Here is an 18,931-nt window from a genome sequence, read left to right as displayed (position 1 = left end):
TACTCTCCGCTTACGTTGTAGGCCGCCGTTGGGTATTTAAAGGTCTCTTTAACGGCCCTTATAACGTCCATGTAGGCAAGTGCCGGCTTAACCATTACGATGTCTGCTCCCTCCTGAATGTCTAAAGCCACTTCCCTTAAGGCCTCGTTGAAGTTTGCAGGGTCCATCTGGTAGGTTCTCCTGTCTCCAAAGGCGGGAGCAGATTCGGCGGCGTCTCTAAAGGGTCCGTAGTAAGCTGATGCGTACTTGGCGGCGTAAGACATTATTGGAATGTCTGTAAACCCTGCAGCGTCAAGCCCTTCCCTTATGGCCTTTATCATTCCGTCCATCATTCCAGAGGGAGCTACCATGTCGGCTCCAGCTGAGGCGTGGGAAACAACCTGTTTCTTGAGGAGCTCTAAAGTTTTATCGTTGTCAACGTCGCAGACCTCCCCAGAGCAGGCCAGATACCCGCAGTGGCCGTGGGACGTGTACTCGCAGAAGCAGACGTCCGTGATTACGTAGAGTTCCGGCAGTTCCTTTTTCAGCTTCCTTACTGCCCTCTGGATTATTCCCTCTTCTGAGTATGAGTCTGAGCCAAGCTCGTCCTTGTGCTCAGGGATTCCAAAGAGGATTACTGCGGGAATTCCAAGTTTTAAAACCTTCTCTCCAATCTCTGGAAGCCTGTCTACTGAATACCTGAACTGCCCCGGCATTGACGGGATTTCCTCTTTAACGTTCTCTCCCTCAACAACGAAAATCGGGTATATAAAGTCGTTGGGAGTCAAAACAGTTTCTCTTACCATTCTCCTTATGTTCTCGTTCTTCCTGAGCCTCCTTAGGCGGAGCTCCGGGAACTTCCCTGTCAGCATGGCCTCCTCCTTCTCTTTGGTCGGTCTTCAATTATAGCGTTTTCGCAAAAAGCTGAAGCGTTTTTTCTAACCGTTAGATTTCAGAACTTCTAAGTTTTCTGGTTAACCGTTTTTGAGGGAAGCCGTGATTTACAGTTTAAAGCTTGGAGAGAGGGAGATTTTCCTCTCTGAGACTGAGCCTTTGGGAGCTCTCTCTTCCTCTGGAAGCGGAACGGCCGATGTTTACCAGGAGATGGTGGTTCTGGGAGCTCCCGTTAAGGTGGGAATTAAGAAGACCGGTGTTTTCCCGGAGAGCCAGAGGAATTACGGCCTCGTTTTAACCGTTGCAAGGGCTGTTGGGCTTGCTTTCGGCGGAGCTCCCCTTGAAGCTGCAGTTGTCCTCTCTAAAGGTGGAACTGTAGCCGTAAGGCTTGGAATTTTCGCCGTTTCTGAGCTTCTTTCTGAGGAAAGAGCCCTAAACCTCTCTTTGGAAGGAGCTAAGGCCTTTGAGTATGAGGGCGTTTTAAGGGAAGAGTTTGAGAGGGTTCTTAAAGAGAGGGAGATTGATTTAAGGGAACTCCTTAAAACCGGCTACTATACACGGATTGCTGGAGACGGCCACGGGGAGATTTACCCGGAAGATGTTTCCGCTGGCGAGCCCGTTTTTGTCGTTCGGGAAGAGAACCCCAACCACAGGCTTGCTGTTAAGTTCCTAACGAGAGACGGCAGGAAGATTGGCTACATGAGGCGGGAGGTTGCAGACCTTGTAGCTCCGCTGATGGATAAGGGACTGTTCCTCAAAGGAGAAGTTGTACAAATTTTCCCTGAAAACCCTGCCAACAGGAGGGTTTACGTCAGAGTGGTGGAGATTTAGCTCCACCACTCCTCCTCTTTTGACTCAATTACCGTTTCTGTTATCAGGAGAATAACCGAGAAGACATTTGCCACCAGAGCTCCCCAGGCAAGGGCTTCAATTAAAGAGCTCCTTGAGCCCATCTCGTAGAAGATTAAGGCCGGTATCAGGTGGAGGTCTGCCGCAAGGCTGGTTGCGAGGAGCTCTGCGCTCAGGGTCTTCTTGCTTCCAACCTTTAAAAGGGTTGCGATCAGGTTAAATGTAACAGAGGCAATCAGTTCGTAAGGGTCTCTGTCAACAACGAACCCTACAGTTGTTGTTAGAGACATCATTATGAAAAACGCCGTTCCCACTTTCCCCCAGTCCATAACTAACCTCCAAGCCTCTCTTTCAGCTTCCTCTTAAGCATTGCACTCCTTGAAGTTATCTTACCTTTAAAGAGGACCTTAACTGCTTCTTTCAGCTTCTCCTTTGGCGCCACCACAACCAGAACATCTAAAGGTTCAATAACTGTATCCCCACCGGGAGTGAAGATTACTCTGCCGTCTGCCTTTTTTACAGCAACAACCGTTATTCCGAACCGTTTTCTGAGGTCTAACTCTTTCAGGGTTTTGTTAACAACGGGGGAGTCCGGCTGGACTACAAACTCCTCTATGTCTATAAACGTGTGTTCCCCGAAGAGAATTTCCTCTAAGAGGGATCGCTCTCCAAAAATCGGTGGCTTTCTGGCAAGAATTGCCACCCTCTTTGAGATGATTGACGGAATTGTCTCAACGTAGTCTGCTCCAACTAATTTCAGCTTCTCTTTAAATTCAGGGTTTTTTACGAGGCCGATTATGAAGAACGGGTAGATGTTGCTCTTTGACACAACGTTTTTAACAGTTAGGGTTATTGCAAGGTTTCTGTAATCATCTTTTGTTGCAACTATTGCCCCAACTGCCGATTCAATATTTGCAAGAGTTAACGTATTTTCGTCTGCCGGGTTCAGGTTCAGGTAAAACCTGACTTCGTGCTCCTTTGCAAACTCCTCTAATTCCGGGTCGTCTGAGATGATAACGACCGGGATTCTGTAGTAATGGAGCTCCCTTATCAGCTCAACAACGTAGTCGTTGAATCCGAAGATTAAGTAGTGCCCCTTTAAAGCTGATATGTCGCTTACCATCTTTCTGAACCTCAGAATTGATTTTAGTTCTCCGCTTGTTACAAGGTTTATGAGAACAGCTAAGGAGTATCCCATAACGGCTCCAACCCCAACTGTCATAACAAAGAGGTTGAAAATCCGGTCTTTTGCCGTCATGTTCCACATTTCGCCGTAGCCGATGGTTGTAACGGTTAGGATTGTCATGTAGAAGGCCTTTAACAGATCAACGCCTGAGATGACCATGTAGCCGATTGTTGAGACCATTATGGCCACGAGGCCGATAATGAGGGGAGCTCTGAACTTCATCAGGATGTCAAGGATTCTGTCCTGACTGAACCGTTTGGGAAGCCTCTTCTCTAAGTGCCTCTTCACTCCCTACCCCAGATATCTTCTGAGCCTCTCAAGCCCCTCCTCAATTTTTGAGAGCTCCGTGCAGAAAGAGAACCTGACGAACCTCTCAGTTCCATTGTATCCGAAATCCCTCCCCGGCGTTATTGCAACTTTTGCCCTTTCCAGAACCTCAAAGGCAAATTCATAGCTGTTGTCTGTAAAGTTTGAGACGTCTGCGTAGATGTAGAAAGCTCCCTGAGGCTCTGCCGGTATCTTAAATCCAATTTCTTTTAAGCCTTTGAGGAGCAGGTCTCTCCTCTTCCTGAAGATTTCAACGTTTCTGCGGAGCTCCTCCAATACCTCCTCGTCAAAACACTTAACAGCCGCAATCTGTGAGACCGTTGGCGGAGAGATTACAATGTTCTGGAGAATTGCCGTAAGGTCTGGAACGAGCTCCTCTGGAACGATGAGCCAGCCTAACCTCCAGCCCGTCATAAGGAAAAACTTTGAGAAGCCGTTAACAACGGCGGCGTTTCTCGTAACTTCTAAAACAGAGGGAGCTCTCCCCGAGTATGTAAGGCCGTGGTAAATCTCGTCTGAAACCAAAAAGGTTTTCTCTGAGAGCTCTCTCAGTTCCTCTTTTGAATAAATGGTTCCCGTTGGGTTTGATGGAGAGTTAACCATTAGAACGGGAGTTTCAACGTTTTCCGGCTTAACCTTGAAATCGGTTTCAGGGTAGACATTTACCGCTTTTCCTTTAAGGTTTAAGAACTTGAGCATGTTCTTGTAGCAGGGGTATCCCGGGTCTGTGTATGAGATTTCCCCGAGGATTTCTCCCAGAACTTTTAAAAGGGCTAAGAGGCCGGGGGAGCTCCCCGGAGTAACAATCACCTGCTCCGGCTTAACCTTTACGCCGTATTCCCTCTCGTAGTATCCGGCTATTGCCTCCCTCAAAGAGAGAATCCCAACGCTTTCGGTGTATTTCAGCTCGTATGTATCTATCACCCTTTTCGCCTCTTCTTTTACCTTTTGAGGAACAGGTAGGTCTGGCTCTCCTATCTCAAGGTGGATAACTCTCTCCCCGTTCCTCTCAATCTCCTTTGCCCTCTCAAGGACTTTCATAACGTAGAACGGCTCAACCAACAACCTCTCCATAGTTCTCCTCTCTCTTTTCTCCAACTTCTTTCAGCTTAAACTTAACAACCTCTCCCGGCGGGAGTTTCCTGTCAAGGATTACGTTTATGTAGTTTCCGGTGAGAGCAACACTTCTATCACCTGAGAGTTCTGTTAAAACCAATCCCTCAAGCTCCTTTCCTAAAAACTGCTTCCTAAAAGCGATGCTCTTCTCTTCCCCAATTTCTCTGAGGATTTTCGCCCTCTCCTTCTTAACTTCCGGCGGAACTGAGTCTTTCATCTTAGCTGCAACAGTTCCTTCCCGTTTTGAATACGGGAAAACGTGGAGATATCCAAAGGGTAAATCTTCAATGAGCCTCCTTGTCTCCTCAAACTCCCCTTCCGTTTCTCCGGGAAATCCAACCATAACGTCCGTTCCTATACAGCTCTCAGGCCTTCTCTTAACAATTTCTTCAACAACTCTCCTATAGTCTTCAGGCCTATATCTCCTCCTCATCCTTTCAAGAACTGTTCTGCTTCCGCTCTGGAGAGGTATGTGGAAGTGTGGAGCTACCTTTTCAGATGAAGTAATTACATCTATCAGCTCATCTGTGAACTCTAAGGGCTCAATTGAGCTGAGCCTTAACCTGTAAAGGCCGGGAATTTCAGTGAGTTTTCTGACAAGCTTTGCAAGGTTCCAGCCCTTTTCAATGTCTAACCCATAGGCTCCAAGGTGGGTTCCAGTAAGGACAATCTCTTTATAGCCGGCCTCAATGAGCTCTTCTGCCTGTTTCAGGACTTCTTCCGGCTTCATACTTACCATGGCTCCCCGGGCTTTGGGGATTATGCAGTAGGAACAGAAGAGCTGGCACCCCTGCTGAACTTTCAGAAAAGCCCTCGTTTTTCCCTCAAACTGCCTCAGGGTTAACGGGTAGAACCGCTTATCCTTCCACACTCCTTTTACGAAAACCCGGGGGAGCTCCCCCCTCATCCTCTTCTCAACAAGCTCAACAATTCTGAACTTTTCAACGTTTCCCGTTATGAAATCGGCCTCTTTTACCTTTTCAACCTCTTCAGGGTAAACCTCTGAATAACATCCAGTTGAAACTACCAGAGCTTTCGGGTTCCTCTGCTTTGCTTTTCTTAAGGCCTTTCTGCTCTTTGCATCTGCCGTGTGGGTTACCGTGCAGGTATTAACAACGTAAACGTCTGCCTCTTCCTCAAATGGAACAATCTCATACCCGGCCTTCTTAAACTGCTCCTCCATGTAGGCCGTTTCGTGGATGTTCATCTTGCAACCAAGGGTATAGAAAGCCACTCTTTTCAAAACCACCTCTTAATGAAAACGGTTCTCGTTAAATATAGGTTGGAATTGGGCTAAAGGGATTTTATTAGCTGTTCTATCTGTTCTTTCAGTTTAGGGATTTCAAACTGAACTACATTCCAGAGAATAACGTAGTCAACGTTGCCGTAGTCGTGGATTATTACGTCCCTAAGGCCTGCCATCTCTTTCCAGGGAATTTCTGGATGGTTTTTTCTAAACTCTTTTGGAATTCTTTTTGCAGCTTCTCCAATTATTTCAAGTGTTCTCTCTATTGCTTTTCTTAAATCTTCATCGCTACCCAGTTTTTCTGCCGATAGTTGAGGGAGTTTTTTAACTATATAGTTACACTCACGATATATGTCATTAAGAGCTGAGCGTGTTTTCTGAAAGTTTTTGCCCTTCAAAAGACTTTGACCTCTTTGATATTTTTCCTGAGCTCTTCTCTCAGGCTATTTTTTGTTTTAACGTCAACTTTTCTTCCTAAAAGTTCTTCAAGGAAAAACTTAGCTTTTATAAGTGTAAAAAGAGTAAATGGTTTTTCGTAGTTTGGCTCTATTAGAACGTCAACGTCGCTGGTGTCTTTAAAATCCCCTTCGGCAAAGGAACCGAAGATACTCAGAGAGAGAACTCCCATACTTTTCAGTTTCTCTTCGTTTTCCTTGATGAGTTTTTTTACTTCTTCAAGAGATTGAACTTTTGTAGCCATTTAATTCCCTCGTTTAGGTTTCACCTTTAAATGTTTTGCTATCTCCTTCAGTTTTTCAACTCCTTTAGGCTCTTTTCCCATTGCCGGTATAAAGAATTTAGGAATTTGAGGAAATTCTCTCTCAATCAGCTCTTTCTCATCTTCCGATGAGATTTTGTTCCCAACTATAAGCTTTACCTCTATGCCGGCAAAGGAGAGCTCCTCAACAGTCCGCTTCCCTATCTCTACGGGAAGTGATTGTGGGTTAACAACTATTCCTATGAGGGTTTCAGGGGAAAGTAGAAGATTGCGGAGCTCCCTCACCTCCCTCAGTCTCCTCTCAAGGATTCTCAGAACCGGGTCTTCCTCTATTTTCTCCCCTGCCATCTTTCTGTACTTCAGAGCTTCCTTCCTTAAGGCTATGAGCCTTTTAAACCACTCCTCTGTGAGCTCAGGAGATGTGAGCATCCTTACCGTGTAGCCCGACGGTGCCGTGTCAAAGACAACCCTTTCAAACTCCCTCTCTGAAACGGCTATTCTGTAGATCAGGTCTGCCGTTGCAAGTTCCAGAGCTCCCGGTGAGTAGTAGGAGAGCTCTATCTGTTTCTCTATCTCTCCAATGACGACAGGTGAGAGGAGCTCCCTTGCCTCCCTCTTTACCCTTTCAAGGTATCTTTGGGCTTCTTTTTCAGGGTTTATCTCAACTGCAAAGAGGTTTTCGGCAATTTTCTTTGGCTTTTCTCTGATTTCAGTGTCAAAGGTTAGAGAGAGTGAGTGGGCCGGGTCTAAAGAGGCAACCAGAGTTCTGTATCCCTTTTCCGAGAAATAGACCCCCAGTGCCGAAGAAACTGTGCTCTTTCCAACCCCTCCCTTTCCAGAGAGGAATACCGTTTTAAACTCCGTCAGTTTCAAGGCTCCCCAACCTCTCCCATAACCCTTGAGATAACGCTCTCCCTGTCTGCCATTCTCCTCTCCCAGCCCGGCAGGTCGTTCCCGATGTAGGGAAGGAGCTCCACCGTGTAGTAAGCCATCGGGTTTGGAATCCCAAGCCTCTCGCTGAGAACAACCGTTAAGAGGGTATCGTTCAGAACAGCAGCCTTATATTCCAGCTTGTCTGTTGCCGAATCTGAAACGGCTCCCCTGAAGAAGAGTTTAACCGCCTTCAGCCACTCCTTCACCCTTCCACTCCTTAAACTCAGGTGAGTTCTTCCAGCGTCTGTGGAACCAGAACCACTGTTCAGGGTGTTCCCTTACAGCCCTCTCTATTGCAGATGTGTATTCTTGAGTAAGCTCCTCAACGCTTTTCTTTTCCGGGTATATGGGCTTGTAAACGGCTATCCTGTACTTATCTCCCTCTAAAAAGCAAAATGCTGGAATTACAGGTTTTCCCGTTTTTAAAGAGAGTAGAGCCAATCCTTTATTTGTGTACGTTTTCCTTCCTAAAAAAGTTGTGAGAACCCCCTCTTTTACCTTTGGCCTCTGGTCTAAGAGAATCCCAACGTAGTTTCCCCTCTTCAACTCCCTGAGAACTGCCGTTCCCTTTCCCGTTGGAATAACCCTTACTCCCCACTGCTCCCTTATACTGTTTATGAGCCTGTCTACCCTTTTGTTCTTCATGGGCTTTGCAACTACCGATAGCTTCCCGCCGCTTAAAACGGAAAAGAGAGCTCCCATCACCTCCCAGTTCCCTATGTGTGCCGTTAAGAGGAAACCTCCCCCTTCAGGGACGACAGACGTGTCAACGGGAAGAAAAAGCTCCTTTAAGCTTTCCGGCGTATAGGTAGGAAGCCTGAAGAAGTCTGCAGAGCACTTGAGGAAGTTCTTAAAACTTTCCTTTCCAATCTCCTTCGGGAAGCCTGTAAACTCTAAGTTTTCCTCAGTTATCCTCTTTATCCTCGGGTAGTTGTAGGCAACCTCTCCCAGTTTTTCTGCAAGGGAAAAGGCCTTCTCTCTTGAGAGTTTCTGAGTTCCACTAATGAGGAACTTTAAAAGTAGATACTCCAGAAGGTGAGAAATCTCCTTCAACGGCTTCCTCTTCTGCCTTTTCTACGTTTTTTATGTTTGCAAGAATAAACTCCTTCAGCCCGTAGGCTTCAACCCTCAAAACGGGAGCCTTCACCTGTGGGATTCTCCCTTTCAGTTTTATCAGGTCTTTCTCTGTTGTTATCGGGTTTTTAAGTTTCTTCAGCTTTTCTATATCTTCTTCCGTGTAGCTGTGGTGGTCGTTGAAGACTACGAGGTTCCTTATCTTGTAGCCCATCTTTATAACCATCTCAACGAACTGCCCCGGGTTTCCGATTCCGCAGAAAAGGTCAACCTCCTTCTCCTGAGGCGGTTCTATTCTGTTGAAGTTTCCGTCAACCCAATGGCTAAAGGTCTGCTCCGCCCGGAATACAGGCTTTTTAAAGGTTTTTAAAAAAAGTTCTAAAGACTCCAGTCTCTCCTCTGAAACAAGGTTGCTCCTCGTTATTACAAAGGCGTCTGCCCTCTCAAGGCCTGAAATAGGTTCCCTCAGAAGCCCTAAGGGTAAGCAATGGTTGTCTCCAAAGGGATTGAAAGGGTCAACTGCAACTAAAGAAAGGGTCGGTTTTACCTTTCTGTGCTGGAATCCGTCGTCAAGAACTACAGCCGTTGCTCCGTTTTGAAAAGCAAACTCAACCCCTTTAACCTTAACCTTTGAAACAACTGTTCTGTACTTTTTCAGTGAGTAAACGGCACACTCGTCCCCGAACCTTTCTGGGTCTGGTTCTGCAAAAGTTGGCCCTTTCTCCTTTCCCCTGTATCCCCTGCAGACGATTGCCGGCGAGAAGCCTGCATCCTCAAGAATCTGATAAACGCTTTCGGTTAGAGGTGTTTTCCCGCTTCCCCCTGCTGTTATGTTTCCTACGGATATTACAGGAAATCCAAACTCTTTAGCAGTGAAAAATCCTGAATCGTAAAGGTAGTTCCTGATAGAAGCTCCAAGGCAGTAGAGTTTTGACAGGATGTAGAGAGGCGGATAGAGGAGCGTAAAAAGTCCCTCTCTCCTTAAAACCTTCTTTCTCAGCTCGTCATAGTTCAACTGTTTCCCCAACCTTTTTCAGTATTCTCTCAGAAACTCCTCTCTCCATCTTCCAGTTTAGATAGCTCCTCTCTCCTTTTTCACGCCTTAATTTAGGGTTCTGAAGCAGATTTCGTAAAGTTTCTGCCACTTTCTCCGGTGGAACAACGTCTATTCCCAGCCGTTCTGCAACGTCTAAGAACTCTGTTCCGTAAGTTCCCATTACAGCTGGAACGCCAACTGCAACCGGCTCAACCGGGTTGTGGCCTCCAATTCCCGGAACAAAGCTCCCTCCTACAACTGCAACAGTTGAGTAGGAATAGAGGGAAGGGAGCTCCCCAACAGTATCAACTATGTAGAACTCTGCACTTTTCGGAACCGTTTGAGACTCGCTCCTGAAAACCGTTTTACCAGGAAGTTTTAAATTCTTTGCCCTTCCAACGTGCCTTGGAGCTATTACCGTTAAAAGGCCGGGAAACTCCTCCTTTAGCTTCTGGTGAACTTCTGCCGCTAATCTCTCCTCTCCGGCGTGGGTGCTTCCCCAAAGAACCACAAATCGCCTTCCTTCTATTTTTAAGGGAGCTCCCTCTGTTGGCGGCTCGTAGTCAAGTTTCAGGTCTCCAACAACCTCAACCTTTTTAAAGCCTACCTCTTTTGCCCTCTCTGCGTCTGTTTCGCTCTTTGCAAGAAACGTTTTGTCCTCAATCAGCGGTTTTAGGAACTTTTTAAACTTTAAGAGCCTTCTGTAAGCTCTCTCCCCTATCTTCCCGCTTACAAAGAAGAGTGGAATGGAGAGCTCTGTCGTTGCTTTTAAGAGAGAGGGCCAGATTTCAGATTCGTAAATAAGAATAGCCTTCGGTCTGTTCTTTCTCAGGAACTTTTTTATTAAAGGGTAGAGGTCTAACGGGATAACCCTTGACGGAACTTCAGGGTAGATTTTCTTAGCCCTCTTAAGGCCGTAGTCTGTAAAGGTTGTAAGGGCAACCTTTCCTTTTAGTTTTTTAACCAGCGGTTTAACCGTGTTTACCTCTCCTATGCTTGCTGCATGGAGAAAGATTTTATTCTCGGCACTTGGGAAATCAGTTGAAAGCCTCGGCTTAAGGTAAACGTCTCCTCTCTCCTTTGCCTTCAGCTTTACTATCGGGAAGAAGGGAACAGATAGGGCTACAAGGAAGTTGTATATCCAGAACACTACTTTACCCCAATAAGCTTGTGAACCTGAGGGATTACCCTTATCTCAAACTGTGAGAGGAGCTCCCTCTCCTTCAGAACCATTTCAACCACCCTCCGGCAGGTTTTCCTGTATTCTTCTTTTGGGTGGTGGAGAGGCTGAAGAACAACGGAAAAGTTTACAAGCTTTCGGTATTCTTTCAGGAACTCTTTAATTCTTTCAAGGTCTTTCTCTGAAAAGAGGGTGAACTTCAGCTCAACGTCTTCATAATTTTCAAGGAACCTGGCAACCTCTCTAAACGGGAACTCAACTCCCATCGTCAGCGGTTTTGGAGAGACGACAAGGTGGAGTTTTTGAGTGGGGAGCTCCCTGAAAAAATGGCCGCAGGTCTCAAGTGTAATCCTTCTAACGGTTTTAACCTGAGAGATGTTAGAGAGAACCCTGTCAATCTCCGGCTCCTCTAAAGGTTCTCCTCCCGTAATTATTACGTCTGGAAGACCAGTTTTCTCAACTATTTCTCTCAATTCCCCTGCTGAATAGTCCCTTCCAGAATTCCACGAATACTTTGTGTCGCAGAACTTACAGCCAACAGAACAGCGGCCGGTTCTTATAAAGAGTGAGGGAGCTCCAACGGTAAGCCCCTCCCCCTGAACAGACTCAAATATCTCACAGACTCTAATCATCTCTCTTCTCAACCTCTACAAGCGAGTGAACCTTTACATTGTAGTGCTTTCCAACGTAGTATCCACCTGCGGCGCCGGCTCCTGCAGCTGCAAGAAGTGGAAGACAGCTCTGGAGCGTTAGAGATAAACAGAGAAGCAAAGCGGCAGGGAGCAGGTATCTCATCTCTTCCTCCTTCAGTAGTCTATTCCCTTCCTTGCTCCCTCTCCCCTGTAAAAAGGGTGTTTAACAAGCTGGAAGTAGGTTACGTAGTCGGCAGCCTCAATTAAACGGCTTGTTGCGTGCCTTCCGGTTAGAACTAACTCAACATTTTCAGGTTTCCTCTCTATAAGGGAAAGGAGTCTGTTTTCCTCTAATAGGTTCAGATGAACGGCAACGATTACCTCGTCTAAAACTAAAACGTCTGTTTCTTTCAACTTCTCCTCTGCTAACTTCACTCCCTCGTGAACCCTTCTCCTGTCCTCCTCTGTAGGCTTGAAGTCGTAGTCTGGCCTTCCCGTCTGGATAAACTCAAAACCGGGCAGGTATTTTGCAGCGAGGAGCTCCCCCGTCTCCCACCCCTTTATGAACTGGATAAAGGTGCACTTTAGACCTCTCCCAACAGCCCTTAAACAGAGCCCCAAAGCGGCAGAGGTCTTACCTTTGCCGTTCCCCGTATAGAGGTGGACAAAGCCCTTTTTCAGTGCCAACTCCTGAAAACCTCCAGAGAGAGCTCCTTAGCCTTCCTGTCTATCTCTGCAACCTCATATATGTCTTCTGGCGGTTTGAAGTCTGCCCTGCTGAGCGTCTCCTCAATCAGCTCTGGAATCTCTGTAAACCTGATTTTCCCTTTTAAGAACAGTTCAACAGCAACTTCATCTGCTGCATTTAAAACTATCGGGTACGGGTAGCCCATCTTTAAGCTCTCGTATGCAAGCCTTAAGCAGGGAAACCTCTCAGTATCCGGCTCCAAAAATGTAAGGTTCAGTCCGAAAAGGTTCAGGCGGAGCTCCTCCCCTTTTAGCGGAAGCCTTTCTGGGTAGGAGAGGGCGTAGGCTATGGGAATTCTCATGTCGGGAACTCCAAGCTGAGCCTTAACGGAGTTATCTCTGAACCTAACCAGTGAATGAACTATGCTTTGAGGGTGTATAACAACCTTTATTCTCTCTACGGGAAGACCAAAGAGCCAGTAGGCTTCAATAACTTCTAACCCCTTGTTCATAAGTGTTGAGGAGTCAACCGTAACTTTTTTCCCCATATCCCAGTTAGGGTGCTTTAGGGCTTCTTCAGGTTTTACGTCCTCAAGGTTTTCCCTGTTTAAGAAAGCTCCTCCCGAGGCTGTAAGGATTATCTCTTCAACTTCTTCCTTCTTTTCTCCTACAAGGCACTGAAAGATTGCAGAGTGTTCGCTGTCAACAGGGATAATCTCTTTCGCAACCTCTGTTATAAAGTTTCCAGCACAGACCAAAGACTCCTTGTTTGCAAGGGCTAACCTTTCCCCTTTCTCTGCAGCCCAGTAGGTCGGGAGAATTCCTGCAGACCCGGAAATTGCGCAGACTGCAACGTCAAACTCTGTTTCATCTATGAGCTTTTTTATTCCCTTAAGGCCTACTTCTGAGTAGAGGGCTACTCTTTCAACGTTAAACTTCTCTTTCTGCTCCTGCAGTTTCTCCCTGTTTGACCCTGCAACAAGGCCAACAACTTTAAACCGCTGTGGGAACTGTTCAACAACTTCTAGCGTGTTCTCCCCTATTGAACCTGTTGAGCCGAGTATTAAAACTTTTTTAGAGCCTTCCAAGGAGCTCCTCCAGGCTCTCAACCCTCTCCTGCTTTCCCGTCTCAAGCTCCTTCAGAGAGAAGAACTCTCCCTCAACTTCTTCCTCTCCGATTATCACAGCAAAGGCCGCCCTCTCCCTGTCTGCAGCCTTCATCTGGGCTTTAAAGCTTCCCTGCCTGTGGTCTATCTGAGCTTTTATTCCCTTACTCCTTAAAAACTCTGCAACTTTCAGCCCTCTCCTGTATGCCTCCTCTCCCCTTGTAATTACAAAAACTCCTTCCCTCTTTTCCTCCTCTTTCGGCAAAAGGAGTAAAACCCTGTCTATTCCCATTGCAAAGCCTAAAGCGGGAGTGTCCGGTCCTCCAATCTCTTTAACAAGGTCGTCGTAACGGCCGCCGGCAAGTACTGTGCTCTGGGCTCCAAGCCGGGAGCTCTTAAACTCAAAGACGGTTTTCGTGTAGTAGTCTAATCCCCTGACAAGGAGTGGGTTCTCCTTAAACTCAACTCCCAGAAGGTTCAGGTATTCTTTAACCTTTTCGTAGTGCTCCCTGCATTCATCGCACAGGTAGTCTGTGATTTTGGGAGCTCCCCCCACAACCGCCTGGCAGCCCTCTTCCTTACAGTCAAGAACCCTCAGAGGGTTCCTCTCAAGCCTCTCTCTGCAGGTTGGGCAGAGGGAGTCAACCTTTTCCCTCAAGAACTCAATTAAGGCTCTCCTGTAGTTGGGCCTGCACTTTTTACACCCAATTGAGTTTATCTCAAGCTCAGCTTCAACCTTCAGCCTCTTTAAAACTTCAGATGCCATCTTTATGAGCTCTGCGTCTGTTCCAGGGTTTTTGAGTCCGAAAACTTCACACCCTGCCTGGAAGAACTGCCTCTTCCTTCCCGCTTGAGGCCTCTCAAACCTGAACATAGGCCCAACGTAGAACCACTTTGTAAAGGGCTCTTTAGCGAAAACCCCGTGCTCAACGTAAGCCCTTACGGCAGATGCCGTCCCTTCAGGCCTTAAAGCAATTACTCTGCCTCCCTTGTCCTCAAATACGTACATCTCCTTCTGGACGATGTCTGTTGCCTCTCCAACGCTCCTTGAGAAGAGCTTTGCCTCCTCAAAGATGGGAAGAATTACCTCCTTAAACCCGTAGAGCTCCACAGTCTCCTTGAAGGCGTCAACAACCTTCTCAAACCTTAAGCTCTCTGGCGGCAGTATATCCTCAACGCCCCTTATAGCCTTAAACTCCATAGCTCTCTACCACCTCCGCCTTTTCTGTTCCGCAGAACCTGTCTCCGGCATCTCCAAGGCCGGGAACGATATATCCGGCATCGTTAAGCCTCTCATCAACAGATGCCGTAATTAATTTAGCCTCAGGAAACTTCTTTAGTCTCTTTATCCCTTCAGGTGCTGAAACTACAGAGACAAAAGTGATTTCACTCTCGGGGATGCCGTTTTCCTTCAGGATGTTAACGGCCTGCTCTGCCGTTCCTCCCGTTGCAAGCATCGGGTCAAGGATTACGTATTGGGCTCCGGGAACTTTCGGAAACTTAATGTAGTAGTTAACGGGTTTCAGAGTTTTCTCGTTCCTGTAGGTTCCTATAAAGCCTATCCTTCCTTTCGGAAAGATGGAGACAGCCGGCGGAATGAGTGAAAGCCCTGCCCTTAGAATGGCTATGAAAACAACTTCCTGAGAAATCCTTTTTGCAGTGCCCTTTGCTACCGGCGTTTCAACCTCTGCTTTTTCTGTTTTTAATTCTTTCAGAGCTTCTGAAATCAAGAGAACTCCAATCCTCTCAAGGGCTTCTCTGAACTCCTCAGGTGGCGTTTCCCTGTTCCTCAGTCTATAAAGGAGCTCCTCCTTCAGCGCCCCCTCAATCACCTTTAACTTCACTTCATTAACCTCTCTGCCAGTTGAGTTATCGGTAAGTCCTGGTAGTCTCCTTTAAGAGTATCAAGGATGTTCTTCGCATCGTTTATTCTCTTCTCTTTAACTGCGATTAGTAGCCTGTCGTAGAGGGCTTCCGGGTGAGTCCACTCTTCCCTTTTAACCTTCTCAAGAATTCCTTCCGCTTCTTTCAGTTTTCCTCTGTCTATGTAGAGAGCTCCCAGTGAAGTCTTAGACGGGGGAGAGAAAAGGAAACTCTTACCTTTTGAGAGCTCCACAAGGTATTTCTCCTTTCCGTCAAGCTTTCCTAAAAGAAACTCTGCAACTTTTGAAGAGGGAGCTCCCGGGTACTCCTTAACCGCCTTCTCAAACAGGGAAAACGCCTTTTTCTTCTCCCCTTTATCCAAATAGTAGAGCCCCTCGTCAACTATCCTTGCCGCTTTTGACTCAACGGACGAAAGGTGCCAGGTGTAACCTCCATAGGTTCCGCCGATAACGAGAAGTGCTAAAATAAATAAAAGTAGCTTTTTCCTGTGTTTCTCAAGGAAGTGGAGGAGTGAGTAAAGGTCTGAGACAAGCTGTTCTGCCTGCGGGGTGTCAATTTTCTCAGGTATCGGAACTTTCGGTTCTTCCTTCTCTTTCTTCCTGTAAGCCCTGTAGGGTGGCTTTTTCAACTTCCAATCCTCCAGTTAGTTTGTTCCAATTTTACCAGCTGGGGTCGGTAAATGTTCAGTAGTAGCAGGTTCTACACCGTTATTTTGTGGGTGTTCATACTCTGTGTTCTGGCTTTTACAGGGTTCAACTACTACTTCTTTGAAAAAGAGATACAGGGTGCTATCTACACAACTACTGTTGCGGAGTCTAAAAAGAAACTGAGTTCAATAGTAGATTCTGCCGTTGATATGTCTAAGGTTGAAGAAAAACTTTTTGTTCAGATGGCGAAGGAAGAAGCTAAGAATGAGGTAGAAAACGCCTGGGCTGTTGCAAATGCTATTTATCTTTTCTGTAAAAGTAAAGGGTGTAGTAAAAGGGAGACGGCGGCTCTTATAAGGAGAGCTCTCTCTAAATTTCGTTTCTTTGACGGTGAGGGCTACATCTTTATAGACTCTGTCAAGGGAAAAGTAGTTCTGAACCCTGCTTACCCAGAAATTGAAGGAAAGAGTATGTGGAACTGGAAGGACTTGAGGGGTACTTACGTCCACAGGAAGTTTGAAGAGATAGCTCTCTATTCTCCATCTGGTGAAGGATTTGTTTCCTACTACTGGTATCTGCCTGGATCTAAAAAAACTGATTTAAAAATCTCCTTTATAAGGTATTTTAAGCCTTTAAATTGGATTATAGGAGCCGGTTTCTACAAGTCTTACGTTGAAAGTAAAGTAAAAGAGCACGTTCTTAAAACCTTGACTCCGTTTAACGTTTTTATTATTGACCTTGATCAAAATAAGATTTTCCAGTTTAATTTCTTGAAAGGTTTAAAAACGGCTGATCTAAAAGACGGGGTTCTTATAGAGTATCAGAATAAGATTTATTACGTTAAATATTTTCCAGATTGGAACTGGATAGTCGGCTCTTACGTTACTGGAAACGACCTCCTTCAAACCGTTTATTACCTGAAGGAGCAGTTTCTTACAAGAGTTAATACGGCTTTAGGAGTTAGCTCTATTTTTGTTGCTCTTATAGTTATTGCCGCAAGTTTAGGCCTTTACAGGTCAAACAGAGAGCTAATTAAAACAATTTCTTTCTTAAAGAAAAGGGAAAGAGAACTCCGGAATCTCAGCAGACGATTAAAACTTACAGCTTTTAAAGATGAAATTACCGGCTTACCAAACAGGAAAAAACTTTTAGAGGATGTTGTCAATCTTAGGACCAGCAGAAATCTCCATTTTGCCCTTGTCAATATAAGAAACTTCAGGGATGTTAATGAGCTCTTTGGCTATGAGGAAGGTAATACCATACTTAAAGAGTTTGGTAGGGAGCTCCGCCGTGTTGTCAAAAAGAAAGAGCGCCGATGTTCCGTTTACAGAGTGAGAGGTGATAAATTTGGCGTTTTAGGGTGTGATTTTAACGATGCAGGATTTATAGATCTGATTCAGAGAGTAATAAGAAACCTTGAAGTGAAAGACTTTGCTGTTGGAGATATCAGTTTCAGATTAGATGTTGTTGCTGGAATCTCAAAAAACCCAGATGAGTTTCTAATAGAATCTGAAATTGCAGAAGAAGAGGCTAAAATTAGAGGAATTGACCTCTACGTTTTTGATGAAGAATTGAAAGAGAAGTTTAAAAACCTTGAGAAAAACGTAAGAATTGCGACTGAAATTAAGAAAGCTTTGGAGAAAGATAGGATTGTTCCCTACTTTCAGCCGATCGTTGAACTTTCTAACCTTAAACCTGTGAAGTATGAATCACTGATGCGAATAGTAGGAAGTGACGGGAATCTGCTTAACCCGGGAGAGTTTCTTCCTGTAGCTAAAAAGATCTCAATCTACAGGAAGCTTTCTAAAGTTATTATTGAGAAGTCCTTTAAAGTTGCTGCAGAGAAGGGTGTGAATATATCGGTTAACCTTTCCGCAGAGGATATTGCAAGTTCTACAATGGTTGACTGGATAGTTGCTGCCATTAAACACTACGATATTGCTGAGAGGATATGTTTTGAGGTTGTTGAAACAGAGGCTTTCAGTGATATAAAGAAACTTGAGAATTTCTACTTCAAAATAAAAGAGTTGGGGAGTTCCCTTGCCATAGACGACTTTGGAAGCGGATACTCAAACTACGAATACCTTGCCACAGTAAAACCAGACTTCATAAAAATAGATGGAAGCCTTATAACAAAAGTTGTTACTTCAAAAGAAATAGAGAAGCTTGTTTCTCACATAGTCCAGTTTGCAAGAGATCTTGAAATTAAAACTGTTGCCGAATTTGTCAGCAGTGAGGAAATACTCAACAAAGTCAAAGAGCTTGGAGTAGACTACGGCCAGGGCTTCTACTTAGGTAAACCATCTCCTGAAATTCCCTCAGGTTAGGATTCCAGCAGGACTTTAAAAGTTCTCTCTGAACAGCGTTTCAGAGCGCTAAGGTTGTAGCCACCCTCTAAGGTGAAGAGGAGTGGAGCGGAGAGCTCCCTCCCTGCGTCAACAATTTCCTTCACTATGAACTCAACGCCGTCGTCTGTAACTTCAAGTCCTGTTAACGGGTCGTCTCTGTGGAGGTCGTATCCTGCTGAAACCAGAATTATCTGAGGCTTAAACTTCCTAACGGCCTCTCGGAAAATTCCGGAATAGACGGTTTTATACTCAATGTCTCCGCTTCCTTCTCTCATTGGAACGTTTAAGATGTGGTTGTTGTTCTCTTTATCGCTTCCCGTTCCTGGGTAGAACGGGTACTGATGGGTTGAGAAGTAGAAGACTCTCGGCTCGTTGTAGAAGATGTGCTCTGTTCCGTTTCCGTGGTGGGCGTCAAAGTCGACTATGAAAACCCTTCCCACTCCCATTGAGAGGGCTTTAACAGCTGCAACTGCAACGTTATTGAAGATGCAGAAGCCCATAGCTCTGTCTCTCTCTGCGTGGTGGCCCGGTGGACGAACTGCACAGAAGACGGCATCGTACTCGCCTGAGAGGAGGAGCTCCACCCCCATCTCGTTCGCTCCAGCGGCTACAAGGGCAGCATCGCAGGTGTAGGAGTTGTAGTAGGTGTCCGGGTCAAAGAAACCGGGGGCGGTTTCTCTGCAGGAAACGATTACGTCTGTTATGTAGTTCTCTGAATGAACGGCTCTTAAATGGTCGTAGGAAACCTGCCTGGGCTTTAGAACAGGAATTTCCATCTCTTGAACAGGCTCCATGAAGTATTTGAGCCTTAAAGCGTTTTCAGGATGTGTAGGTAAGTCGTGTTTCAGGAATATCTCATCATAGATAACTGCAGTTCTCAACTCAGCTTCCTCACTATTTCAAATTCTGCCCTTCTGTTTTCAACATCTACACTTAAGAGCTTTGCAAGGACTCTATCTCCGATTCTAAATACTGTTCCCGTTTTCTCTCCAACCAAACAGTACTGCTTTGGAACGCAGATGTAGTAGTCGTTCTTAAGGTTAGAAACGTGGATAAATCCAGGAATAACCTGTTCTATTGTTTCTATGT

23 protein-coding genes are annotated in these 18,931 nt (G+C 45.8%); 2 read left to right on the top strand and 21 right to left on the bottom strand.

All coding sequences use genetic code 11. The features are described 5' to 3' along the window. The coding region (hemB, locus tag F8H35_RS07645; protein ID WP_472572954.1) for a porphobilinogen synthase at positions 1-851 on the bottom strand (851 nt) is incomplete at its 3' end. Positions 852-975: 124 nt separating this feature from the next. On the opposite strand from hemB, the gene F8H35_RS07640 reads away from it, so the two are divergent. Then, entirely contained in the window at positions 976-1,704 is a 729-nt protein-coding gene (locus F8H35_RS07640; RefSeq protein WP_472572953.1) for an HIRAN domain-containing protein, read from the top strand. Here the strand turns inward: F8H35_RS07640 and F8H35_RS07635 are convergent. From F8H35_RS07635 to F8H35_RS07550, 18 genes are read right to left on the bottom strand one after another with little or no spacing between them, the layout of a single operon-like run. Then, positions 1,701-2,051, bottom strand: a complete 351-nt coding sequence (locus tag F8H35_RS07635; protein WP_472569183.1) for a DUF6394 family protein — start codon at positions 2,049-2,051, stop codon at positions 1,701-1,703. The genes F8H35_RS07640 and F8H35_RS07635 overlap by 4 nt on opposite strands. Before the next feature lie 2 nt (positions 2,052-2,053). Beyond that, positions 2,054-3,196 (bottom strand): potassium channel family protein, encoded by a 1,143-nt coding sequence (locus F8H35_RS07630; RefSeq protein WP_472572952.1) that lies wholly within the window; start codon positions 3,194-3,196, stop codon positions 2,054-2,056. A 3-nt stretch (positions 3,197-3,199) separates the two neighbouring features. After that, positions 3,200-4,309 carry an aminotransferase class I/II-fold pyridoxal phosphate-dependent enzyme gene (locus F8H35_RS07625; RefSeq protein WP_472572951.1) on the bottom strand — a complete coding sequence of 370 codons (1,110 nt, stop codon included), beginning with the start codon at positions 4,307-4,309 and terminating at the stop codon, positions 3,200-3,202. Then, positions 4,290-5,585, bottom strand: a complete 1,296-nt coding sequence (gene mtaB, locus F8H35_RS07620) for a tRNA (N(6)-L-threonylcarbamoyladenosine(37)-C(2))-methylthiotransferase MtaB (RefSeq protein ID WP_472572955.1) — start codon at positions 5,583-5,585, stop codon at positions 4,290-4,292. Before mtaB ends, F8H35_RS07625 begins: the two co-directional genes overlap by 20 nt. Before the next feature lie 59 nt (positions 5,586-5,644). Next, positions 5,645-5,995: a HepT-like ribonuclease domain-containing protein gene (locus tag F8H35_RS07615; RefSeq protein WP_472572950.1), complete on the bottom strand. Its 351-nt coding sequence runs from the start codon at positions 5,993-5,995 to the stop codon at positions 5,645-5,647. Then, positions 5,992-6,297 (bottom strand): nucleotidyltransferase family protein, encoded by a 306-nt coding sequence (locus tag F8H35_RS07610; protein ID WP_472572949.1) that lies wholly within the window; start codon positions 6,295-6,297, stop codon positions 5,992-5,994. The genes F8H35_RS07615 and F8H35_RS07610 overlap by 4 nt, the downstream gene beginning before the upstream one ends. Further along, complete coding sequence (locus F8H35_RS07605; protein WP_472572948.1) at positions 6,298-7,188, bottom strand: ArsA family ATPase; 891 nt, start codon at positions 7,186-7,188, stop codon at positions 6,298-6,300. Beyond that, the gene (locus tag F8H35_RS07600) at positions 7,185-7,454 is read right to left on the bottom strand and encodes a DUF7990 family protein (protein WP_472572947.1); all 270 of its coding nucleotides are present in this window, start codon (positions 7,452-7,454) and stop codon (positions 7,185-7,187) included. Before F8H35_RS07600 ends, F8H35_RS07605 begins: the two co-directional genes overlap by 4 nt. Further along, positions 7,429-8,301 (bottom strand): lysophospholipid acyltransferase family protein, encoded by an 873-nt coding sequence (locus F8H35_RS07595; protein WP_472572946.1) that lies wholly within the window; start codon positions 8,299-8,301, stop codon positions 7,429-7,431. The genes F8H35_RS07600 and F8H35_RS07595 overlap by 26 nt, the downstream gene beginning before the upstream one ends. Beyond that, the gene (lpxK, locus tag F8H35_RS07590) at positions 8,249-9,337 is read right to left on the bottom strand and encodes a tetraacyldisaccharide 4'-kinase (protein WP_472572945.1); all 1,089 of its coding nucleotides are present in this window, start codon (positions 9,335-9,337) and stop codon (positions 8,249-8,251) included. The genes F8H35_RS07595 and lpxK overlap by 53 nt, the downstream gene beginning before the upstream one ends. Beyond that, positions 9,327-10,508, bottom strand: a complete 1,182-nt coding sequence (locus F8H35_RS07585; RefSeq protein ID WP_472572944.1) for a 3-deoxy-D-manno-octulosonic acid transferase — start codon at positions 10,506-10,508, stop codon at positions 9,327-9,329. The genes lpxK and F8H35_RS07585 overlap by 11 nt, the downstream gene beginning before the upstream one ends. Next, complete coding sequence (locus F8H35_RS07580; RefSeq protein ID WP_472572943.1) at positions 10,508-11,170, bottom strand: 7-carboxy-7-deazaguanine synthase QueE; 663 nt, start codon at positions 11,168-11,170, stop codon at positions 10,508-10,510. Before F8H35_RS07580 ends, F8H35_RS07585 begins: the two co-directional genes overlap by 1 nt. Next, entirely contained in the window at positions 11,163-11,333 is a 171-nt protein-coding gene (locus tag F8H35_RS07575; RefSeq protein WP_472572942.1) for a hypothetical protein, read from the bottom strand. Before F8H35_RS07575 ends, F8H35_RS07580 begins: the two co-directional genes overlap by 8 nt. Positions 11,334-11,344: 11 nt before the next feature. Beyond that, positions 11,345-11,857, bottom strand: coding sequence for a cob(I)yrinic acid a,c-diamide adenosyltransferase (locus F8H35_RS07570; RefSeq protein WP_472572941.1), 513 nt, complete (start codon positions 11,855-11,857; stop codon positions 11,345-11,347). Continuing rightward, positions 11,848-12,945, bottom strand: coding sequence for a 1-deoxy-D-xylulose-5-phosphate reductoisomerase (gene dxr / locus F8H35_RS07565; protein WP_472572940.1), 1,098 nt, complete (start codon positions 12,943-12,945; stop codon positions 11,848-11,850). Before dxr ends, F8H35_RS07570 begins: the two co-directional genes overlap by 10 nt. Next, a complete protein-coding gene (hisS, locus tag F8H35_RS07560) occupies positions 12,932-14,164 on the bottom strand; it encodes a histidine--tRNA ligase (protein ID WP_472572939.1) in 1,233 nt (410 codons plus the stop codon). The genes dxr and hisS overlap by 14 nt, the downstream gene beginning before the upstream one ends. Continuing rightward, positions 14,154-14,807: a uracil phosphoribosyltransferase gene (upp, locus tag F8H35_RS07555; protein WP_472572938.1), complete on the bottom strand. Its 654-nt coding sequence runs from the start codon at positions 14,805-14,807 to the stop codon at positions 14,154-14,156. The genes hisS and upp overlap by 11 nt, the downstream gene beginning before the upstream one ends. Continuing rightward, positions 14,804-15,475, bottom strand: coding sequence for a tetratricopeptide repeat protein (locus F8H35_RS07550; protein WP_472572937.1), 672 nt, complete (start codon positions 15,473-15,475; stop codon positions 14,804-14,806). Before F8H35_RS07550 ends, upp begins: the two co-directional genes overlap by 4 nt. Positions 15,476-15,526: 51 nt before the next feature. Between F8H35_RS07550 and F8H35_RS07545 the strand changes: the two genes are divergently transcribed. Further along, positions 15,527-17,821: an EAL domain-containing protein gene (locus F8H35_RS07545; RefSeq protein WP_472572936.1), complete on the top strand. Its 2,295-nt coding sequence runs from the start codon at positions 15,527-15,529 to the stop codon at positions 17,819-17,821. Here the strand turns inward: F8H35_RS07545 and F8H35_RS07540 are convergent. After that, complete coding sequence (locus F8H35_RS07540) at positions 17,818-18,723, bottom strand: histone deacetylase family protein (protein WP_472572935.1); 906 nt, start codon at positions 18,721-18,723, stop codon at positions 17,818-17,820. The two genes, F8H35_RS07545 and F8H35_RS07540, sit on opposite strands and share 4 nt — an antisense overlap. After that, positions 18,720-18,931: S1 RNA-binding domain-containing protein (locus F8H35_RS07535; RefSeq protein ID WP_472572934.1), on the bottom strand; the 212-nt coding region annotated here is incomplete at its 5' end. The genes F8H35_RS07540 and F8H35_RS07535, both read right to left, overlap by 4 nt.

Source organism: Thermovibrio sp., from assembly GCA_015488335.1.
In the GTDB taxonomy this organism is placed as follows: Bacteria; Aquificota; Aquificia; order Desulfurobacteriales; family Desulfurobacteriaceae; genus Balnearium.
The sequence above is the reverse complement of the archived record's forward strand: the minus strand, read 5'-3'. Positions and strand labels throughout refer to the sequence as shown.